Source organism: Coprobacter fastidiosus (genome assembly GCF_030296935.1).
Taxonomy (GTDB): domain Bacteria; phylum Bacteroidota; class Bacteroidia; order Bacteroidales; family Coprobacteraceae; genus Coprobacter; species Coprobacter fastidiosus.
Window position 1 is genome coordinate 176,522 of sequence record NZ_AP028032.1, and the last position, 22,197, is coordinate 198,718.

The 22,197-nt window shown below is 39.6% G+C and carries 14 protein-coding genes and 1 riboswitch; of the genes, 6 read left to right on the forward strand and 8 right to left on the reverse strand.

All coding sequences use genetic code 11. From position 1 onward, the window contains the following. Positions 1–38 precede the first annotated feature (38 nt). The 4 genes from ligA (at position 39) to QUE35_RS00700 (ending at position 4,128) form a co-directional block, all read left to right on the forward strand. Positions 39–2,042 (forward strand): NAD-dependent DNA ligase LigA, encoded by a 2,004-nt coding sequence (gene ligA, locus QUE35_RS00685; protein ID WP_009316712.1) that lies wholly within the window; start codon positions 39–41, stop codon positions 2,040–2,042. A 29-nt stretch (positions 2,043–2,071) separates the two neighbouring features. Continuing rightward, positions 2,072–2,611: a DUF6913 domain-containing protein gene (locus tag QUE35_RS00690; protein WP_009316713.1), complete on the forward strand. Its 540-nt coding sequence runs from the start codon at positions 2,072–2,074 to the stop codon at positions 2,609–2,611. Between the two features lie 41 nt (positions 2,612–2,652). Then, positions 2,653–3,546, forward strand: a complete 894-nt coding sequence (gene dapA, locus QUE35_RS00695; RefSeq protein ID WP_022599562.1) for a 4-hydroxy-tetrahydrodipicolinate synthase — start codon at positions 2,653–2,655, stop codon at positions 3,544–3,546. 123 nt (positions 3,547–3,669) lie between these two features. Further along, on the forward strand, positions 3,670–4,128 hold the full coding sequence (locus tag QUE35_RS00700) for a DUF4293 domain-containing protein (RefSeq protein ID WP_009316715.1): 459 nt from the start codon (positions 3,670–3,672) through the stop codon (positions 4,126–4,128). Between the two features lie 53 nt (positions 4,129–4,181). Here the strand turns inward: QUE35_RS00700 and miaA are convergent, their stop codons facing one another. From miaA to QUE35_RS00735, 7 genes are all read right to left on the reverse strand, one after another. Then, complete coding sequence (miaA, locus tag QUE35_RS00705; protein WP_031258056.1) at positions 4,182–5,087, reverse strand: tRNA (adenosine(37)-N6)-dimethylallyltransferase MiaA; 906 nt, start codon at positions 5,085–5,087, stop codon at positions 4,182–4,184. 144 nt (positions 5,088–5,231) lie between these two features. Continuing rightward, entirely contained in the window at positions 5,232–6,452 is a 1,221-nt protein-coding gene (gene pepT, locus QUE35_RS00710; RefSeq protein WP_031258054.1) for a peptidase T, read from the reverse strand. A gap of 260 nt (positions 6,453–6,712) precedes the next feature. After that, on the reverse strand, positions 6,713–7,873 hold the full coding sequence (locus tag QUE35_RS00715; protein ID WP_022599557.1) for a MalY/PatB family protein: 1,161 nt from the start codon (positions 7,871–7,873) through the stop codon (positions 6,713–6,715). Positions 7,874–7,876: 3 nt separating this feature from the next. After that, a complete protein-coding gene (locus QUE35_RS00720) occupies positions 7,877–9,310 on the reverse strand; it encodes an MATE family efflux transporter (protein WP_022599555.1) in 1,434 nt (477 codons plus the stop codon). Positions 9,311–9,328: 18 nt separating this feature from the next. After that, positions 9,329–10,195, reverse strand: a complete 867-nt coding sequence (locus QUE35_RS00725) for a DUF3737 family protein (protein WP_022599553.1) — start codon at positions 10,193–10,195, stop codon at positions 9,329–9,331. 17 nt (positions 10,196–10,212) lie between these two features. Further along, positions 10,213–10,782, reverse strand: a complete 570-nt coding sequence (locus tag QUE35_RS00730; protein ID WP_022599551.1) for a sugar O-acetyltransferase — start codon at positions 10,780–10,782, stop codon at positions 10,213–10,215. A 14-nt stretch (positions 10,783–10,796) separates the two neighbouring features. Next, positions 10,797–11,825 carry a cyclophilin-like fold protein gene (locus tag QUE35_RS00735; RefSeq protein ID WP_022599549.1) on the reverse strand — a complete coding sequence of 343 codons (1,029 nt, stop codon included), beginning with the start codon at positions 11,823–11,825 and terminating at the stop codon, positions 10,797–10,799. 491 nt (positions 11,826–12,316) lie between these two features. After that, positions 12,317–12,532, forward strand: a riboswitch (cobalamin riboswitch). A 164-nt stretch (positions 12,533–12,696) separates the two neighbouring features. Here QUE35_RS00735 and QUE35_RS00740 point away from each other — a divergent pair. Next, entirely contained in the window at positions 12,697–19,335 is a 6,639-nt protein-coding gene (locus QUE35_RS00740; RefSeq protein WP_169721108.1) for a BNR-repeat neuraminidase N-terminal domain-containing protein, read from the forward strand. A 67-nt stretch (positions 19,336–19,402) separates the two neighbouring features. On the opposite strand, the gene QUE35_RS00745 is transcribed toward QUE35_RS00740, so the two are convergent. Beyond that, the gene (locus tag QUE35_RS00745; protein ID WP_044261343.1) at positions 19,403–20,074 is read right to left on the reverse strand and encodes a DUF2461 domain-containing protein; all 672 of its coding nucleotides are present in this window, start codon (positions 20,072–20,074) and stop codon (positions 19,403–19,405) included. Positions 20,075–20,208: 134 nt separating this feature from the next. Here QUE35_RS00745 and QUE35_RS00750 point away from each other — a divergent pair, with 134 nt between their 5' ends. Beyond that, positions 20,209–22,191 carry an OPT family oligopeptide transporter gene (locus QUE35_RS00750; RefSeq protein ID WP_022599541.1) on the forward strand — a complete coding sequence of 661 codons (1,983 nt, stop codon included), beginning with the start codon at positions 20,209–20,211 and terminating at the stop codon, positions 22,189–22,191. Positions 22,192–22,197: the final 6 nt, after the last annotated feature.

A 22,197-nucleotide genomic window follows, 5' to 3' on the forward strand; every position in this document is an offset into this window, starting at 1 on the left:
AAATTTCCTATATTTGCATACCGTAACAGGCATAATCGATGAATGAAATAAAAGAGAAAATAGAACATTTGCGACAGGAACTGAATGAACATAATTATAATTATTATGTATTGAATGCTCCTGTTATATCAGACCGGGAATTTGACCGGATGATGGAAGAACTGCAACAATTAGAAAAAGAATATCCTCAATATAGCGATCCTAACTCTCCGACACAACGGGTAGGCAATGATATTAATAAGGCTTTCACTCAGGTGAAGCATAAATATCCTATGCTTTCTTTGGGAAACACTTATACGATCGATGAAGTGGCGTCGTTTTATGACCGGGTGCGTTCGGGACTTAATGAAGATTTTCGTATTGTAGGAGAATTGAAATATGACGGCACGTCTATATCGCTTACATATCGACATGGGAAATTGCTTAGGGCTGTAACGAGAGGCGACGGTGTACAAGGAGATGATGTCACGGAGAATGTGAAGACGATTCGTAGTATTCCTTTGCAATTAAGGGGAACTGGATATCCGGATGAATTTGAGATACGAGGTGAAATTTTAATGCCTTGGACTGTTTTTGAACAATTGAATGCAGAGAGAGAAAGAGAAGAGGAAACTCTTTTTGCCAATCCTCGAAATGCCGCATCCGGTACATTGAAACTGCAGAACTCTGCGATTGTAGCATCCCGTAATTTAGATGCTTACTTATATTATCTTTTAGGCGAAGATCTGCCGTCTGATGACCATTATGAAAACTTGCAGATAGCACGTTCTTGGGGATTTAAGATTTCAGATGCTATGCAGGTGTGCCATTCTTTAGAAGAAATGAAAGCATTTATCGATTATTGGGATGTAAACAGAAAAAATCTGCCTGTTGCAACTGACGGTATTGTTTTTAAAGTAGCTTCTTTAAGGCAGCAAAAGAATTTGGGATATACCGCAAAATCTCCTCGTTGGGCGATGGCATATAAATTTCAAGCGGAACAGGCACTTACCCGATTGAATTCTGTCTCTTATCAAGTGGGACGTACCGGAACGGTTACCCCGGTTGCTAATCTTGATCCGGTTCAATTATCGGGAACTGTCGTAAAAAGGGCTTCGTTACATAATGATGATATTATACAATCTCTTGATTTGCATATCGGAGATATGGTATTTGTAGAGAAAGGAGGAGAGATTATTCCGAAAATTACAGGAGTGGATTTTGATGCGAGAGGGTTATTGATAGGGGAGAAAGTGACTTTCATAAAACAGTGTCCTGAATGTGGAACGCCTTTGGTTCGTTATGAGGGTGAAGCTGCGCATTATTGTCCGAATGAGATGGGATGTCCTCCTCAGATAAAGGGACGGATAGAACATTATATCAGTCGTCGTGCTATGGACATAGACGGTTTGGGACCTGAAACGATAGATCTGTTTTACCGATTGGGAATGGTGCGGACAGTTGCGGATTTATATAGTTTGAATGAGTCGGAGATCGCTTCTTTAGAAAGATTGGGAGAAAAGTCGGCACGTAACATTATAGAGGCTGTCGATAGATCTTTACAAGTACCTTTTGAACGGGTTTTGTTCGCATTGGGAATTCGTTTTGTAGGAGAGACAGTCGCGAAGAAGTTGGCGAACTCTTTTGTTTCGATAGAAGCTTTGGAGTCAGCAACTTTAGACGATTTGGTCGGTGTCGATGAAATCGGTCCTCGTATAGCGCAGAGTGTCCGGGCTTATTTTGAGAATGAGCAGAACCGGAATTTGATAAAACGTTTGGAAGAAGCTGGGGTACAAATGAGAATTTCTGAAGATCGCCTTTCTGGTTTTACCGATAAACTCGATGGAGCTACGATTGTAATCAGTGGAACATTTACACACCATTCTCGAGATGAGTATAAGCAGATGATAGAACAGCACGGCGGGAAAAATACGGGTTCGGTTTCTGCTAAAACGACATATCTTTTGGCCGGAGAGAATATGGGGCCGGCTAAACTTGAGAAAGCTCGGAAATTGGGAATAAAAATTATTTCTGAAGAAGATTTTCTGCAGATAATACAATAATCCCAAGTAGTAATTTAAAATCGGATGATATGTGGACATACTGGATAAAAAAGGAGATCGCCCGGCAGCTTGCTCGTTCTCAAGAAAAACGGAAAAAGCGATTTGTCGATTATCGAAAGACCGAAATCTTGACGCTATTGATAGAACGGGAAAGTCTCGATTCGATTCTTCCTGTTGTTAAAGATTTGTCGAAAGAATCGATAAGGCTTTCGTTGGTTGTGTTGGGAAATGGGAATGCCCTTGATGTATCTGCTTATCCTGAAATGGATATTTTAGAATTGACTCCGGAAAATTTGAGATTCGGTAAACGGTTACCTGATAAAAATGCTGTCAGAAAGTTTATCGGATTTAATACCGGAGTGTTATGTGATTTGAGTCTTGTCGAGCGGTTGCCGTTTTTATATTTGATGAGTATATCGATGGCCCGTATGAAAATCGGATTGCAAAAAGTCTCATTGAACCCGTATGATTTTATGATTCGTACGTCGGGGGATATAACTGCACGGGATTTGCTGGAAAAAATACTCTTTTATTGGCGTAGTATTGATATAAAAGATAATAATTTATAACTTTGAGCCCTCAAAATAATATTTTTTGAACAAGAATATATATGGCACAAATAAATTTAAAAGGAATGGGGGTAGCTTTGATCACGCCATTCAAGGATGACGAATCGATCGATTTTGACGCTCTTTCCAAATTAATAGAATATCAGATACAAAACGGTATAGATTATTTAGTAGTATTAGGGACTACAGCTGAAACACCAACTTTGACCGAACAAGAAAAAAATGAAGTACTTTCTTTTGTTATCGAGAGGGTAAAAGAACGGGTACCTATAGTTTTAGGGTTAGGTGGAAACAATACGAGAGGAATAGTGGAACGTTTGAAGACAGAGTCTTTTCAGGGTGTAGATGCCATACTGTCTGTCGTACCTTATTATAATAAACCTTCTCAAGAGGGTATCTATCAGCATTATAAAGCGATTGCTTCGGCAACTAAACTTCCCGTTATTCTTTATAATGTGCCCGGTCGTACCGGTGTGAATATGACAGCAGAGACCACTCTGCGTTTGGCCCGTGAATTTGATAATATCGTGGCGATCAAGGAGGCATCCGGAAATATAACGCAGATGGATGATATAATCAAAAACAAACCGAAAGATTTTATGGTAATATCTGGAGACGACGGTATTACTTTTCCTTTGATAACGTTGGGTGCTGTCGGGGTAATATCGGTAATAGGGAATGCATTTCCGAGGGAATTCAGTCGTATGGTGCGTTTGGCTTTGGAAGGAGATTATGCAAATGCGTTGTTGATACATCATAAATTTACCGAATTGTTTGAGTTGCTTTTTGTCGATGGAAATCCAGCCGGAGTAAAAAGTATTTTAAGTTCTATGGGATATATTCGTAATCGGTTGCGGTTACCCCTTGTTCCCACCCGTATTACTACGTATGAAAAAATACGAGTCGTTTTGCAGAAATTAAATATTATGTGTTGACAATACCAGGTCTCATTTTGAACTAAATAGAGTACGGACCGTTATGGTGTCGTATTTTGTAATAGTATTTTATATGCATAGGGGAGTGGTAGAAACTCCATGATAAAATCAATATTTTTAACTATGATACAGCGTATTCAATCTTTTTATCTTTTTTTAGTCGCAGCATTGGTACTTTCTATGCTGTTTATGCCGTTGGCCGGTTATTCCAATGCTGATGGAAATTGGCAATTTTGGGCAATGGGAGTTTATACAATGGCAGATCCTGCACAAATGGTGTTGCCGGCTTGGCCTATTGCTATCTTAATTGCATTAATGGGGCTATTGGCCTGTATATCTATATTTTTATATAAAAACCGTATCTTGCAAATGAAATTTTGTTTGTTTAATGGACTAATGCTACTTGCCTTTTATCCGATATTTTTCTTGTATCTGTGGGTGAACGGTAAATCGTTGGCTGCAACCTCATCATTGGCAGCAGCATTAGTTATTCCTTTGGTTGCGGTTATTTTGGAATATATGGCGTATCGGAAAATCAATCAGGACGAGCAATTGGTGCGTTCGGCCGATCGTATAAGATAATGCAAAAATAAATTTATGAAGAAGGCGCTGTAAGCACCTTCTTATTTATTCGATCAGAAGATCTGATTTTTGATGAATGACATGATTTCACTTTCTTGTTCAGGAGAAAACCATGTGATTTGAGGATCTCGCTTGAACCAAGTCATTTGTTTTCGGGAATAGACTCTTGTATTTCGTTTGATTTTCTCTATAGCTTTTTCAAGATTCCATTCACCGGAAATATATGCGAACATTTCTTTATAACCTACTGTATTTAATGAATTAAATTCTCGGTGAGGGTAAACTGACCGAGCTTCGGATTCGAGCCCTTCTGAAATCATTTGCTCTACTCTTCGGTTAATACGTTCGTATAATTCTTCTCGATCTCTGGTCAATCCTATTTTTAAAATACGAAACGGACGTTGTTTATTCGAATGCGTACGTAATTCAGAATACGGTTTTCCGGTCATGTGACAAATTTCGAGTGCGTGGATGACCCGTTTATGGTTTTTTAAATCTACTTGTTCATAATGAATAGGGTCGAGGCGTTTCAACTCGTTACATAGGCTTTCTAATCCTTCATTTTTATAACGTTCGATCATGAGTTTCCGCACTTCGTCTGATACGGTAGGTAATTCGTCTATACCATTGCAAACGGCATCGATATACATCATGGATCCTCCGGTCATTAAAACTACATTGAGATCGGAGAAAAGACGATTTAGAAGGTTTATAGCATCTTCTTCATAGCATGCGGCGCTATAATAGTCTTGCAGTTCCAGAGTCCCGACAAAATAATGTTTGACCCGTTGCAACTGTTCTTTAGAGGGAGCTGCTGTCCCGATTTCCAGTCCTTTATACAGTTGTCGGCTATCACATGATAATATCGGACAATGAAGTTGTTCGGCAATTCGAAGGCTGAGATCTGTTTTTCCGACTCCGGTAGGACCAAGCAAAACAATCAAAGTTTTTTCGGACATATTGATTATACAGATATAAAAAAATTGTATCGAGAATGTAGCTTGCTGCATACTGATACAACTTTTATAGTAGTTTGTTTAAAGCCTCTAAGGGCCTGCCTAAGTTTTGTACGGGTCACATCTTAGACAGACTCTTGGATTTAATTATTTTTCTGCAGCCAGTCGAGCGATTTGTATAACGACATCACGGGCTTTTTCCATGGATTGTATAGGTACGAACTCATATCGTCCGTGAAAATTATGACCGCCTGCGAATATATTGGGGCACGGTAGTCCCATGAATGAAAGCTGAGCTCCGTCAGTTCCTCCTCGTACCGGTTTTACGATAGGCACGATCCCGACCTCTTTCATCGCTTGAGAAGCCAAATCGACAATGTGCATAACCGGTTCTACCATTTCACGCATATTGTAGTATTGGTCTTTGATTTCGAGGCTTGCACAATTAGGAAATTCTTTATTGATTTTGCGAACCAGATGTTCGAATTCCTTTTTGCGGCGTTCGAAACGGTCTCGGTCGTGGTCACGAATAATATAAGTCAATGTAGTTTGCTCGACAGTTCCTTCACAAGAAATTAGATGATAAAACCCTTCATACCCTTCGGTATGTTCTGGTGTTTCCCAGCGAGGTAGCATAATGGCATATTGATTGGCGATGCGTAATGAATTGATCATTTTATGCTTGGCATATCCCGGATGAACATTGCGCCCTTTAAACAAAATTTTAGCGATAGCAGCGTTAAAGTTCTCATATTCCAATTCACCTATTTCTCCTCCGTCGAGAGTATAAGCCCATTCTGCTCCAAATTTTTTAACATCAAATTTATGAGGACCTTGCCCGATCTCTTCGTCTGGAGTAAATGCTACGCGTATTTTTCCGTGTTTGATTTCCGGATGTTGTATCAGATACTCCATAGCCGAAATAATCTCGGCAATTCCGGCTTTATCATCAGCACCTAATAACGTTTTACCGTTTGTGACGATAAGGTCTTGTCCTATATATTTTTTTACTTCCGGAAAATCTTTGGTATGTAAGATAATGTTTTCTTCAGGACATAATGGAATGTCATTGCCGTCATAGTTTTTTATGATACGAGGGGTAACATGCCGCCCTGAAAGGTCGGGACTTGTATCGAGATGGGCGATAAATCCGATGACAGGAATATTTTTGGATGTATTGGGAGGAAGGGTTGCCATCAAGTATCCGTTCTCATCGAGCGATACTTCGGTCATACCTATTTTCCTTAATTCTTTCTCGAGTTCTTGTGCAAAAATCATTTGTCCCGGAGTACTGGGAGTCATGTGTGTCAGTTCGTCCGATTGTGTATCGAAACTTACATAGTGCAGAAAACGGTCAACTAAATTCATAAAATTCTCAATTAAGTTTGTCGTCTTTATGACATTTGTATTTTTATGCTGCAAAGATATAAATTTTTAAAACAAACAGCTTGGTAATTGGCTTGTAAAATAAAAGCCCGTTTAAATTCTGTTCAAGATTATTTCGAAGAATCTTTTCAGGGATATTTTATATCATCGTTAAACTTATTAATGTTATAACAATAGAATATTAAGATATTAACAATGTCTTTTAATCAGCCCTTAGTAATAATTTCGGAAATTTAATTTTATCAATGTCCAAGAACTTTGGCGAGTCTTTTCAGACCTTCGATAAGAAGCTTTCTGGGGCAAGCAATATTTAAGCGGATAAATCCTTCTCCACCTGGGCCGTATAATGTACCGGAATTAACCATTAGTTTCTGTTTGTTTTGCAAACATGAAGTTATGTTGTCTGATCCGATTCCGGCGGCTCGGCAATCGATCCAGACCAGATATGTACCTTCAAGCGGAAGTACAGAATATTGAGGTAAATGCCGTTTAAAAAAGTAACGAATATATGTGTAATTTTCCCAGAGATATTTTCGTAAGGCATCGAGCCATTCTTCGCTTTTCTCATAGGCCGCTATTGTGGCGATGACACCGAATGGATTGACGTCGCACACTTCATTGTCGTTGATCGCTCGGTCTATCCGGCTGCGGATATTGCTGTCTGCTGCCACGATATTAGCAATCTGTAAACCTGCAAGATTAAAAGCTTTGCTGGGTGAGATGCAGGTTGCAGAATGCAATCGGAATTCTTCGGATAGAGATGCAAAAGGGGTATAATTGTGACCTTCATATGTCAGTTCGCAATGTATTTCATCTGCAATTATAAATACTCCGTTTTGCAGACAAATATCACCGATACGCTGTAATTCTTCTGATGTCCAAACTCTCCCGACCGGATTGTGCGGATTGCATAACAGCAAAAGTTTTGTTTCTGGATCGGCGGCTTTGAGTTCGAGATCATCGAAATCAATTGTGTAGCGTCCTTCTTGATAAATAAGATTGTTAGCTATCATTCTACATCCATTATTCCGGATTGACGAATAAAAACAGTTATAGACAGGTGTTTGGACGATTATTTTGTCACCGGGTATGGTCATGGCCTTAATAATAGCCGAGATTGCCGGAACTACTCCGCTTGTATAGATAATCCATTGAGAATCTATTTCCCATTGATGGCGGTTTATGAACCATTTGACTATTGTATCATAATAATTTTGCGGTACTTTGGTGTAACCGAAGATTCCGTGTTCCACTCTTCGTCGCAAAGTTTCGATAATTGCCGGAGCTGTGCGGAAGTCCATATCTGCGACCCACATAGGCAGTACATTCTCTTCCTCAGGAGTATCCCATTTATAGGAATTTGTCCCGCGACGCGGGATTATTTCATCAAAATTGTATTTCATAATTTATATTTTTAGTCGTACTTTATAAATCCATTTGCCTTGCCATAATCTGAAAAGAAATATCACTCCGCGGAAGCAGAGTTCGATACACATGGCCAGCCATACGCCTCGTAATCCCATTGTTGGGGCGAGCAAAGCCGCCAGTGTTAGTCTTATACCCCAAATACTTCCGAAATTCATCAGGCTGGGAATGAACGTATTGCCCACTCCGACAAATATGCCATAGGTTACGATAGCTGCTGCGAACATAGGCTCGGCAAAAGCCTCTATCCTTAAGATATCAGTTCCCAACGTTCTGATTTCTTCTATCGGAGTCATTACGCCGATGATTTGCGGGGCTGCTATATACATAAATACACCCATGATTCCCATAATCGATATTCCCGACCATACGGCTATATTTGCAAAGCGACGAAGCAATTTTAATCGGTTTGCACCAAGACTTTGCCCGACTAATGTTGTTGCTGCCTCGGAAATACCGTATCCGGGCATATAGCAGAGACTTTCGGCAATGATGGCAAACGAGTTGGCGGCAATGGCTATGATACCGAGTGGTGCTACTATAATTGTTGTCATAATCTGAGCACCGCATATAGCTATATGTTCAAATCCCATTGGAAAGGATATGCGGACAGCATTTCGTAATGTATCTTGCCGGAGTAAAAAATATCCTCGTTCCCCGGATAATTTCAGTATGGGCGAACGGTAACAGAGATACCACATCATCCCTCCGGCAGTTACCAACTCGGCAAGTACTGTTCCCAATGCTGCGCCTTTTACCCCTAAACCTGCGCCATAAATGTCGATATTTAGACCCATGATTTCGATCTGTCGTTTCGGAAATATCAGAAAGAAATTGAATATTATGTCAAGCAGACACATCAGTATATTTAATATGCTCGGTATATACATATTTCCACTACACCGTAACATTCCGCTGGCCAAAAAATTCATTTGTAATACCGGTAAAAAGAGAGAAAAAATCAGAAAATAGACAGATGAATCTTTTCTGATTATCTCGTCTCCGCCCAACCAGCCGGGGAGAAAGTCACTGATGAAAACTCCGATAGCTGCTAATGAAGAGCCGAATAGCAATGTCGCAGTAATGGATTGACGTAAAATTTTTCTTGCTCCGGCAAAATTTCCAGCTCCGATAAGATGTGCCACTTGCACGGAGAAGCCTGTTGCAGCTGCTGCACACAATCCCCAAAACAACCATGTCGTTGTTGATACCAGTCCGATAGAAGCCGATGCATTTGCTCCCAAACTGCCGACCATCGACGCATCTACGTATTGCATGACAATAGAAGACAGTTGTGCCATAATAGCCGGGATACTGAGGTATACAGTTAGTTTTAACTGCTGTTTCAGGGTCATTTTTTTACCTTCCCGGATAAGAGATAAAAGATAGTCGGTTTTATTTACCCTTGTTCTCATCGATACATAAAGAATTTATTAATCGGAGAAACAAGTTCTTTCATCCCAAAGTTTCAATTTACAATCAGCTGGAGACTTGATATTCTTGTCAAGAATGATTTTACCGTAACTGTCGGCCGTTATACTGCCGGTGCGGGGATTTTTTACACTATGTATAGGACTCTTGATCGTGGCATTTACACTGCTGTACTCAAAAGCAAGATCGCAATCATCGGCCATGATGCAGTTTTCCAATATGAGATTTTCGGCATAGCATAATGGTTGAGTGCCAGAAATTTTGCAATTTATAAGACGCAGGTTGCGTGAATGCCAACCTAAATATTCACCGTTTAATTCAGAATCGTAAATTGTTACATTTTCCGTTTCCCACAAAGCATCTTTCGTAGTAATTTTTGCATTGTGCAGCTCTAAATTTTTCACGTATTGGAATATATATTTGCTGTCACTTTCCAGTCCGTCGATATAAATATCGTTACAAAACATAAACGGGTAAGTCCCTCCGTGTAGTTTCAAATTTTTTATATTCAGTCTGTTGCACCTCCAAAATACTTCGTCGGCATCTGTTATCTCAACATTGTTTATTTCGATATCGTGCATCTCACGAAACATTTTAGGCGCATCGATCCGAGTATTGGTCATTTTTAAATGATCGGAATACCACAAGGCAGAACGTCCTCCGATATCGAAAAAGCATCGGTCGATAATAAAACCATGTACGTGCCAAAAAGGATAATTCCCTTCAAATTTGCAATTTATGGCCTCTATGTTGCTGCATTCTTTAATAGCCGATTCTCCGGCATGAATAATCACATTTTCTAAACGAAGGTCATGTGACTCGAATAAGGGGCGTTCGCCCCCGAATTCGGCATTCGATATAGTTTTCATTTGTTGTAATTTTAGTGTTATTTATTTTCGATCAATTTGATAAATCGTGCAGGACTTCCGCCTACAATTGTATTAGCCTCTACATTTTTTGTCACAACCGCTCCTGCTCCGATAATGGCATTATCTCCGATACTGACATCTTGAAGAATAGTTGCATTAGAACCTATCCAGACATTCTTGCCGAGTATAATGGGTGCAGGATAAGTCGTTTTACGGTCTTCCGGAGCTAATCCGTGATTGAGTGTAGCAAACACTACGTTGTGTCCGATTTGGCAACCATCCCCGATTGTTATTCCCCCGTGGTCTTGGAAATGGCAACAAGCGTTGATAAATACATTCTCACCTATGGAAATATTCTTTCCGAAATCAGTATAAAATGGAGGGAACACTCGAAGTGTCTGCGGAACAGAATAGCCAAACAGTTCGGAAAGTAATTCTCTGACTTTATCGGGAACATGATATGCCGTATTCAGCCGGAATGTGATGCGCCTCGCTTCATTGCTCATATCATCCATGAAGTGATGAATCTCCTCTGTATTAAGAGCCTTACGTGCTTTTACATATGCTTTGAAACTTTCGATAGTCATATTAATTAGTCATATTATTGTTGTTCGATTTTTACTTGTATATCTCCATCAATGCTTAAAGCCTCGATATCATTACCGTTTATATGTCCTATTTTTATCAGATCATTACTATGTGACCAATTTTTGCAGAAAATGGCGACATTTCCCCATGGAACATAAATAGTAATGTCGCCGGGTATGGGAGTACAACCGCGAGTAACACCTTCGGTTGTCAAGGTTGGAGAAGGATAGAAGATTTTTTCGGTTGTATTATTGTAGTCATTTAACGTTACTTCCAATGGCAGACGGGAAAGAAAATCTTGTGCAGCTGCGTTGTCTTCCATTGTTGCGGTAATGGTGCGGTTACCGATCTTGATGTTTATATTTTGAGAAGAACTCTCCGGTATATCCGATTCCTCCCGATCAGCACCTATTCTGTCAAGCCATTCAGTAATACGGCTCTCCATTTGCGGAAGGGTTGAAGAGGTCAACAGTAATGACTGCTCGATCAGGATAGACTCGGTACAGATCGATCGTGCTTCGTTAACAGAGGAGGCAATATCGCTGCTGCCGCTTGTAGCAAACAGGGCTATTTGTTTTCCGGAAAGTTTTGAAGCATGTTGGCGCAAAAAACTCTGCATCGGTGTTGCCATGCTTCCGTACCAGATCGGATAGCCGATAAATATAATGTCATAATTGTCAAAATTATCGACAGAAGTTTTGATAGCAGGATAATTGCCTTGGCGGATTTCTTCTAATTCTTTTTGTGCTCGATTGAGTATAGAATTATAGTCATCATCGTAGGGAATCTGAGGTTCAACCTCTAAAATATCGCAATCGAGTATTGATTGAATCGTTTGTGCCACATGTTCGGTATTATTTGTACGTGAACTGTAAAGGACTAAATAATGTCCATTTTTTCCGGAGATAGGTGTATCGGTTTTATCGTTATTCTCATTTCTGTTTTCTGTTTGTTCCGAAATAAACGATTCATCTGATTTTCCACAGGCTGTTATTGATAGAACAATAAACAGCAGAAATAAAATTGATAAATTTTTTTTCATTGTTTTTATTTTTGTAGTTAATATTCAACTTATGTTTTGAGGTAGAGTTTGGAAAATTTTTAAGTTTATGTTTTCGTTCATTATTGTATGACAAAAATAGAGAGTCTTAAAAAGAACTTTTGTAGATAAATTATCGGTTTGTTTAACCAAATTACGGATTATTGTTTGAAGGAAAATCAGGAAGAAGTCTCATAAGTAATGTCTTTTTGGGGGGGACATACTCGCTCAATAGGGGATAAAAGATGTGTAAAAACGCATAAGATTTTAACTTCTAATACGAAACAAACATAAACATAGCGTAAAGATTAATCTGTAAAGGAAATATGTTCTGATAATATTTTCTTATTGGAAAATTTATGGACAGCTTCTTCATACTCTTAATAAGAGTTCTATCGAGAGAGAAACAGTAATAAATAAATTTTTTAATTATAGGCACGATATGTTATTTTATTATTTTAACATAGTAAATCCGATTAACAAAGATTAAACAGGTAAGTTTGCATTCGTATTGGTTCGCCTGCGTTTTTCTGCTCAGGTGATTAAAAGGGAATCAGGTGCAAGTCCTGAACAGTCCCGCTGCTGTAATTCTCGTTGATTCCGGACATTCATGTCACTGGGAAAATCGAAAGGCTCGTTTCGATTATGCTGGGAAGACGTCCGAAAGAGGAGAGATAAGTCAGAAGACCTGCCGTACATTTTCAGAATATCTTATGCTTTCGGGGGTTAAAGCAAAGGTAAGTATAAAATGTAACGTTAACGGGTTACGCTGGCTCTATACTGTATCTTTTCCTATAACTTTTTGTAAGTATAAGTTATTCGGTGATTTGAATATTATGTTTTGATTCAAATAATTGTTTAATTTAAAATGCTTATGAAAAGAATTATTACATTCTTGATTGCTTTTGCGTTTTTATGCAAGGTGGGGTCGGTTTGGGGACAAACAACCTCAGTCATGATGCCGTATGGCGATGACTATGACAATCCGAAAACCGTTACGGTAACCGATCCGATAACATTTTATGATAGCGGCGGAAGCTCAAGCAATGCCGAATCGTGGTGTGATTATCCGTCATCGGTATGTTTTGTGCCGGGAAATGCAGGCGAAGTTATAGAAGTCTCTTTTGAAACAGTCGATGTAAAATCTGCTCAATTTAGAATTTATGACGGTTTTGTCGATGTCGGTTATGATGATTTACCCGACGGAGACAAAGGTGTAATTGCAGCAAATTCTGTTTTTCAGTCGGCTTCTCCTGACGGGAAAATGACAGTCGGCTATTATTGTCCGGGAATGTCGGGTACAGGCTGGAAAGCGGTCGTGAAAAGCGTATCTCTTAAAGATATGATAATCGGTGAATGCATCGCTCTTTCTACGGGCGTTTCTTCCGTTCCAGTAGGTTCGGAATGTCAACCGATAATGCTCATTAACGTAAAGGCGGAAGGAAGCCTTAATCCGTTAACGGTAAGTGAATTATCTTTTAATCTTAACGGTACGGTTTCTGTCTCGGATTTACAGAATTTAAAAGTTTATTATTCGGGAAATAAATTACAGTTTAATGATGCTCATCTTTATGCTTCCGGATCATCAGGTAGTTCCGATATTAAGGCATCCGGATCGCAAGAACTTGTATCGGGAAATAATTATTTTTGGTTGGTAGGAGATGTAACGGCGGCGTCTGTTGTCGGGAATAAAATAGTGGCACAATGTACGTCGATAAAGGTTGCCGGAAACGAGGTGCTTGAGACCCCGATTGCTTCTGTAGGAGAAGTTTATATTGGCAGTGAATTGAGCATGTCTGCGATGTGGCAGAATTGTTATGTAGGCCAGACATCTTTGAATTTTTATGATGATGGCGGGCCTGACGGAAAAATATCGGAGGGTTTTAAAGGGCAGACGACTTTTATACCTTCGACATTGGGTAGGCGGATTCAAATTGAATTCAAGAAAGTGGCATTATTCAGTACCACGACCAGCGATAAAAGCGATATACTAAAGGTGTATAACGGTAAATCGGTAAATGAGGCTGACTTGAATATTCAAATTTCCAATGGAGATATAATTACGGTAACATCTTCTTCAGACGATGGAGCATTGACTGTTGCGTTGACCAGTGTAACGGGTGCATTGTTCGGGGATGGTTTTGAAGCCGTAGTTTCTGAGGTCGAGCCCAAAGAAATGACTGTGAAATCTATTGTTGCAGCACAATATACCGACGGAACAATTATGGCTGGAGATCTTTTACAACCTATATTGTCATTGAATATACAGACAGAGAATATCTTTCCTATAATAGCGCAGACTTTTAAGTTTACTACATCCGGAACGACTAATACTGCAGATGTGACAAAAGCATCGGTCTATTATACGGGTAAAAAAGCGGAATTCGGTTCTTCTAATAAAATAGGAGAGGTTATTTTAAACGGTAGTTCTGATTTTGAAATAACCGGTTGTACTCAGGAACTGGGAGAAGGAAACAACTATTTTTGGTTGGCATACGATATAGATCCGAGAGCTGTAGCCGGAAATAAAATCGATGCGGGATGCACCGCTGTTGTCTTGTCGGGTAAGGAAGAGATTATTGCCGATACCAATCCGGAAGGCGACCGTACGATAAAAAATGAATACGTTTCTACGGTAGGAACATTTGAAAAAACGATTTATGGTAGTTGGACTTATACGCATACCCCCAAAAAGTATGGTAGTGGATATGAAGCTGTACAGGGAAATCAAATCGTTACATTTATTCCGTATTCTGAAGGTAAAATTATAGAATTGGAGTATCAGGATTTTGCCGTGAGTGCAAGCTCTGGATATTATGGAGTGGATGCTACTTATATAATTTATAGCGGTAAAGGAACGACCGGAGAAGTATTGTGGAAAGCAAATACCGCAGATAAGCGAAAAAACGGGCCGGAAACTATTATTCGTTCTAAATCGGAAGACGGAGCTGTCACTGTTCTTTTCAACGCCAATGATTCGTTTTATAATGCAGACGGCTGGCATGCTTTTGTAAGAGAATATCAATCGAAAGATATGTCATTCGACGGGATAGATGTCGTGCAGGCAAGTTCGGACTTTGTAGCTGGAGGTACTGCCGATCAGGAAATTTTGTGGTTTAAGATAGTGACCGGAGGCGATAAAAACCCGTTGCCTTTAAATAAAATTGCTGTCGATCTGAAAAACTGTCAATCTTGTGTAGATAAAGTCTCCGTTTATTATACAGGTAAGAATGATGCGTTTGCAACAACAAATAAAATCGGCAGTGTCGATGTTGACGGTTCTGTCGGGAATCTGGAGATTCTTGTGTCGTCTGACTTTATTCTGGAAGAAGGAGATACTTATTTTTGGATAACTTACGATGTCAAAGTCGGAGCTACACCATCACAGAAGTTAGATGCAAAATTACTGTCGGTTACCATAAATAATGTTTTGCAATCAGTCGAAAACGGAGATCCGGAAGGCGATCGGGAAATAAAGAATGTTTGTCTGTTACCGGTATCGGGACATGATACAATCAATGTGGGAGATTTTCCTTATGTTTGTTATGATGACGGAGGTGCAGACGGAGAATATAGTGAGACCCAAGAAGGTGCTTTGACATTTGTTCCGAAACCGGGAGATGTAATAAAGCTGACATTCAAACGGTTCAAGACCAGTGTCCGTGATTATTTGGAAATATACGATGGTACAGGAGTCGAGAATGAAAATTTATTGGTGAAATATGATGGAGATCTGAATGAAAGTTTACCGGAATCGATTATCTCTAAGGCAGAAGACGGTTCTTTGACAATCAGATTTAACAGAACGGGATACATAGTCAATGACGGTTGGGAGATAGAGGTGAGCTCTTATACGCTGAAACCGTTGAGCTGTGGTACAGTGAAGGCGACATCTGTTAATGAAAAAAGTGAACTTTTGGGTGGTTCTCTGAATGAAAAAATGCTTAAGGTTGCCGTAGAAGCTATCGGAGATAGAGGTTCGTTTGTTGTGGATGAACTTTCATTCGGAGTGACGAATTCAGAGAGTTTGATGAATACGAAAGTTTATTTTACCGGTACGAGTGATGTATTCAGTCCTGAAAGTCAGTTTGGCACAGAACAAACGGGCGATACTCCGGTATTTACGGGAGAACAGAGTATTTCAGCACCCGGAACTTATTATTTTTGGCTGACTTGTGATATAAGAAGCGATGCTGCAATCGGAACGGCATTGAGCTTTGTTCAATCCGGTATCAAGGTTAATGGAAATCCATTTGCAATAGAATCGTCGGAAATTGCAAATCTGAAAATTAAAGATGGATTCCATGGTACGCATACTATCGGAGAGAATGGGAAATATAAAACTATTACTGCTGCAGTCGAAGCAATGAAAGATGGTATAAATGGTGCTGTCGTTTTTGAATTAGAAAACGGAATCTACAATGAGGAGGTGATAATTCCTGAAATTCCGGGAGCTTCTGCTGCGAATACGATTACATTGAAATCTAAAAGTGGAAATTATAGCGATGTGACGATTACGGCAGAAAACCATTCCGGAGGATATGACGAACAAAACTCGGCTGTAATGACCATATTCGGAGCTGATTATTTGACGGTAGAAGGAATTACTTTTACTAATCCTGATAATACATATTATTATTTGATGGATGTGAAAAATGCAAGTAATTATGTTACTATTCGGAATTGTTATTTTAAAGGAGAGGTCATGACTTCTGAACCTGTTACATCAGATCCTCATAAATTATTGCATACGAATTTTGTAAATCAAGCTGTAGAAAATACTCCGGATACCTATATGACCGTTGAGGGCAACCTTTTTGAAGGAGGTTATATTGCGGTTCAGGCAGGTGGAGCAAATCCGACAGATACGAATAAAGGAACGAAGATTATCGGAAATACGTTCAGGAATCAATGGAGTAAAGCGATTTATCTGAATTATGATGTAGATGGAGTTATAGAGAAAAACGTGATTAGCAGCAACTGTTCATCGAAAAAAGAATATAATGGGATAGATATGAATACTTGTTATAATACGGTTGTGCGGAATAATGTGATATCTGCGACAATGCCCTATATCTGCGGCATAAAGCTGAGACCTGTTTCCGGTTCAGAAGAAAAGCACTTCCGCGTATATAATAATGTATTGAATCTGAAATCTTTGACATCATCGGATAATGCGTATGCAATTTCGGTAACCGGAGGCTCTACGACAAATAAAATCAGCTTTGTGGATATTGTGAACAATACGATACGTTTGAGTGGAAATAATACCGAAAAATGTGCCGGAATATATAATATTTCCAATTTCAGCGAATCGATTACGGTACAGAACAATATTATACAAAACGAAGCCGGCGGTTATGTTTATTGGATAAACAGCAAGCCGCTGAAAGCAACGACGCTCAATAATAATGCTCTTTATACTTCCGGAACTGTTTTTGCGAAAAATTATACTACGATCGAGAATTGGTTGACCGGTTCTAAAGAATCTAATAGTATTAATCAAAAAGTGACTTTTCAGTCAGACGAAATACTTGCATTGAAAACTTTGGACGGCCTTAATGCCGGTATTCCGTTAGATTTTGTTGCTACCGATATTGTCGGAAATGTGCGTGATACGGAACTCCCGACTATCGGAGCTTATGAATTTGTTGTAGCAGAATTGCCGGCGATGGAATCCGGATATCCGGTTTTGTCAGGAGATGTGACTTATAATTCGGCGGTTGTTACTGTCAAAGTAACGGCTAATGCAGAAGTCTATTATTTATTAAAGAATGACGAAAAAGAGCCTTCTGTGGAAGATGTTATTGCTGCCGATAATAAAGTTTCGCTTTCTAAAGGACAGGAAACAGCAATCCCGTTGACCGAATTGAAACAGCATACTGAATATTATGCGTTTTTTGTTTTGAAAGGTTTGGCAGACGGTCAATTATCAGAGGTTATCGCTATGAGCGCCTTTACAACAGTTTATGCACCGACATCTGTGTCCACATTTGAAGATGTAACCGTTACGGAAACCGGATTTGAAGATGGAACGGCTCGATTCAATGGTTTTGTCGTAGAAGAGATTACTGATGGAATAGAAGATAGCCGGAAAGCAGCAAAACTCCAAACAGAAGGAACTGTTACTTTGATAAATACTTCTGATGGATTGATATTGACCGGATTTTATTTGAAGTCGGATGCCGATGTTACAATATCTGCATCAAAAGGTCAACTTGAGATTTCTACCCGGACTATAGCTTCGACTCAGGATCGGTGGATATATTACAGTTTAAAAGAATGGGGAGAAATAACTTCTATAACTTTAAGTAGTAAGGGTAATGTTTATATAGATAATTTCAGCGGTAACCCCCAAAAACTGATGGTAACGGCAGACGATAAGACTGTTTCGGAAGGTGAGTCCGTAATTTTGACAGCCGATGTTTCAGGAGGAGTTTCTCCATATACATATAGCTGGAGAAACTCGAAGAATGAAATCCTTTCCACTGAAGAACAGTATTCTTTTGTTCCTCAGGAATGCGGCGACTATACTTTGACTGTGACGGATGCTTGGGGTGAAACTGCAACGATAACGGTTCGGGTAATTGTAACCGGAGAAGCTGCTGCCGCAACTTTTGAAAATTTATATCTTGATTCTGAAAGCTATTGGATGGGTGATCCGGAAGAATCTATGAGTTCATTTGTAAGCGGTTCTTATAAATTCTCTAATTATTATGAGCCGGATTATGCAACATGGGCTTATTTCGGTTATTCAAATGTGACTTCAACGGTTTATAATCCGGCGGATTTCCCTTCGAATCAATTTGGGGCGGCAGCCGGTAGCGGGGTACATGAATCTGAAAATTATGCGGTTGCGTATGCTTCAAGCTATTTTGGTCCGACGCAGGTTGAAGTCTTGAATAATCCGGAGGGAGATGTTGTCAAAGGCTGTTATGTAACGAATACAGCTTGGGTGAAATATGTAACGGAACAGGGTACGGGAATGAACTCGAGCGGGAAGGAAGATGCGAATCTGCCGTTTACTATCGGGGATTATTATAAAATAATAGCTACCGGAGATAATGGTAATTCGGCAGAATTTTATCTGGTAGATTACCGGAATTCGGCAGAAGGAATCGTTGTAGATACTTGGGAGTGGTTTGATTTAACTTCTTTAGGGAAGGTCAAGAAAATCACTTTTACGGTGGACGGCTCTCGAAAAAATGATTGGGGAACGACTATCCCGACATATTTCTGTCTGGACGATTTCAATGGGTCGGAAAGTATACCTGAAGGTCTGTCGAATTCGGATACCGATAATTGTAAAGTGTATCTTTCGGGTGACATGTTGAGATTCGAGCAATGTTCAGGATATACATTCAGCATATACAATATCAATGGAACTTTGTCGGATAAATTCAATATAGATGACGATTATCAGACCATCCGGTTAAATAAGAAAAAAGGTCTTTATATCGTTGTCGGAATGAATGGAAAGAACACGATTACTCGTAAGATACAGTTACGGTAACAGACTCTAATAAAAAATGGCGTATCGAAAAAAAATCGATACGCCATTTTTTATTTTTATAAATCGATCAGTAATCATATACTTCATCTACGGTATAATTTAGAAAGCGGTTAAGCGGTTGCAAAACTTTAAAATCGGCGGCTGTTTCTTGTATCCAGTTATTGTCCTCGAAAAAACGGTCTTGCTTTTTCCCCATTACGACGTAGTCTTTTCTCATTAGCAATTCAGGATATTTGAAATCTTTCGGGAATGGCCGTGGAATTGTTTTAAGCATTTCACCGTCGAAAGCCGGATATACTTTTTTAAACTCCGGGTTTTCCGTTATTTCGATAAATTCATCGCAATGTTCATATACCGCTTCTCGTAATTCTTTCAATAGTTTTGATTCCGGACACCATACACCTCCGCCTAATAAACAGTTTCCCGGTTCTAAGTGTAAATAATATCCGGCACGTAAACTTTTTTTACCGCCTTTAGAAGCTATATATGCCGAAAAAAATGTTTTATAAGGCGTTTTGTCCGGAGAAAAACGTGTATCTCTATAAATTCGATATACGCAATCTTTTGCCTCTAAACCGGCAATTTCTTCATCGAATATCGAAATGAGGCGGATCAGTTCGTCAACCCTATTTAAAAATGTAGCTCGTAATTCATAAAACCGATCTTTACGCTCATTAAACCAATCTCTATTGTTGTGTTGACGCAGTTCTGTTAAAAAATCAAGTATATCTTTCATCACTATTCATATTTTATAGCTTGCAAACATAGCTAAAATTGACGCTATTTTTATTTTTCGTTACTGAAATTTCTGTAAAAATTAGTAACTTGCCATTCTTTTATTATGATTATGCTAACCCAAACTTTATCAAAGACATGAAAGAGGAAGAAAAGCAACCGGTAGAGTTGCCTGAAAATGCATTCAGAGAATTAGGTGAAGGAGAAGAGTACCAGCCGGTTATGTCGCCTTCTAAAAATTATCCGGAGGTTACTTTATGGTCGGTCTCGTGGGGAATTATAATGGCTGTTCTGTTTTCTGCGGCTGCTGCTTATTTAGGACTTAAGGTCGGGCAGGTGTTCGAGGCGGCTATTCCTATCGCTATTATTGCAGTCGGTTTGTCTAACGCTACTCGTCGTAAGAATGCATTAGGAGAAAATGTCATTATACAGTCCATTGGAGCTTGTTCGGGCGTTATTGTTGCCGGAGCGATATTTACGCTTCCTGCACTTTATATTATACCGGGACTTACGGTCGATTTTATGCAGGTATTTTTGAGTTCTCTTTTAGGTGGAATTTTGGGAATACTGTTTTTGATACCGTTCCGAAAATATTTTGTATCCGAGATGCATGGCAAATATCCTTTTCCTGAAGCGACAGCTACTACACAAGTGCTTATATCCGGAGAAAAGAGCGGTAACCAAGCAAAACCCCTGATTTTTGCTGGGTTGATTGGCGGCATCTATGATTTTGTCCTTTCTACATTCGGTTGGTGGAGCGAGGTACTATCTACACGAGTATTGCCGTTCGGTGAGACAATTGCCGAAAAGGCAAAAGCTGTTTTCAAAATAAATACGGGAGCGGCTGTATTGGGACTCGGTTATATTGTCGGTCTTAAATATTCTTTGATTATTTGTGCCGGATCTATATTTGTCTGGTTTCTTATCGTTCCCTTTATGGGACTCTTTTGGGGAGATTCGGTCTTGACTATGGGAAACAGCGATATTACTGTCTCCATAGGACAAATGACTCCCGAACAAATATTTACTACTTACGGACGTCATATTGGTATAGGAGGTATAGCCATGGCGGGAGTTATCGGCATAATACGTTCTTGGGGAATCATAAAAGGCGCTGTCGGTTTGGCATCCAAAGAACTTGGAGGCAAAGCCGGAGCTGTTATGACTTCGGTGAAACGTACGCAGCGAGATATTTCTATGAAATTTATCGCTATTGCTTGCATCGCAACACTGATTCTGATTTTATTATTTTTCTATTTAGGCATTATCCATAATTTTACACAGGCCTTTATTGCCTTTATTGTGGTATCTGTCATTGCTTTTCTGTTCACGACGGTTGCAGCCAATGCGATTGCGATAGTCGGGACAAATCCTGTATCGGGAATGACTTTGATGACATTGATCTTGGCTTCTGTTATTCTTGTAGCTGTTGGCCTTAAAGGTACATCGGGTATGGTTGCCGCCTTAATTATCGGCGGGGTTGTCTGTACGGCTCTTTCTATGGCCGGAGGTTTTATAACCGATTTAAAAATCGGGTATTGGTTGGGTTCTACTCCGGCAAAGCAGGAGAGTTGGAAATTTTTAGGAACGCTGGTTTCTGCAGCGACGGTAGGAGGGGTTATATTGATTTTGAATGATACATACGGTTTTACTTCTGAAAACGGTTTGGCTGCTCCTCAGGCGAATGCTATGGCAGCTGTTATCGAACCTCTTATGTCGGGGAAAGGCGCTCCTTGGCTGCTATATGGTATCGGAGCATTGATTGCCGTAGTACTGACTTTTTGTAAAATTCCGGCTTTGGCTTTTGCTTTAGGAATGTTTATTCCTTTGGAACTGAATACTCCTTTAGTTGTAGGAGGATTGGTAAGCTGGTATGTCAGTACACGCAGCAAAAATGCCGAAGTAAATAAATCCCGGTATGAAAGAGGTACATTGTTGGCATCCGGATTTATTGCCGGTGGAGCATTGATGGGGGTTGTCAGTGCCGGATTGCGTTTTGGAGGATTTGAATATAGTTGCGAGATGAATGATACAATAAAACAAGTACTTGGTTTAGTATTGTATTTGGCTCTGATTGGTTATTTGTTGAAGGACAGTATGAAAGCTCATAAAGTTCGATAAGTCAAG

Bases quoted from the DNA above. Each gene is read 5' to 3' on its own strand.
- ligA (WP_009316712.1), top strand. From the start codon at position 39: ATGAATGAAATAAAAGAGAAAATAGAACATTTGCGACAGGAACTGAAT.
- QUE35_RS00690 (WP_009316713.1), top strand. From the start codon at position 2,072: ATGTGGACATACTGGATAAAAAAGGAGATCGCCCGGCAGCTTGCTCGT.
- dapA (WP_022599562.1), top strand. From the start codon at position 2,653: ATGGCACAAATAAATTTAAAAGGAATGGGGGTAGCTTTGATCACGCCA.
- QUE35_RS00700 (WP_009316715.1), top strand. From the start codon at position 3,670: ATGATACAGCGTATTCAATCTTTTTATCTTTTTTTAGTCGCAGCATTG.
- miaA (WP_031258056.1), bottom strand. From the start codon at position 5,087: ATGTCCGAAAAAACTTTGATTGTTTTGCTTGGTCCTACCGGAGTCGGA.
- pepT (WP_031258054.1), bottom strand. From the start codon at position 6,452: ATGAATTTAGTTGACCGTTTTCTGCACTATGTAAGTTTCGATACACAA.
- QUE35_RS00715 (WP_022599557.1), bottom strand. From the start codon at position 7,873: ATGAAATACAATTTTGATGAAATAATCCCGCGTCGCGGGACAAATTCC.
- QUE35_RS00720 (WP_022599555.1), bottom strand. From the start codon at position 9,310: ATGAGAACAAGGGTAAATAAAACCGACTATCTTTTATCTCTTATCCGG.
- QUE35_RS00725 (WP_022599553.1), bottom strand. From the start codon at position 10,195: ATGAAAACTATATCGAATGCCGAATTCGGGGGCGAACGCCCCTTATTC.
- QUE35_RS00730 (WP_022599551.1), bottom strand. From the start codon at position 10,782: ATGACTATCGAAAGTTTCAAAGCATATGTAAAAGCACGTAAGGCTCTT.
- QUE35_RS00735 (WP_022599549.1), bottom strand. From the start codon at position 11,825: ATGAAAAAAAATTTATCAATTTTATTTCTGCTGTTTATTGTTCTATCA.
- QUE35_RS00740 (WP_169721108.1), top strand. From the start codon at position 12,697: ATGAAAAGAATTATTACATTCTTGATTGCTTTTGCGTTTTTATGCAAG.
- QUE35_RS00750 (WP_022599541.1), top strand. From the start codon at position 20,209: ATGAAAGAGGAAGAAAAGCAACCGGTAGAGTTGCCTGAAAATGCATTC.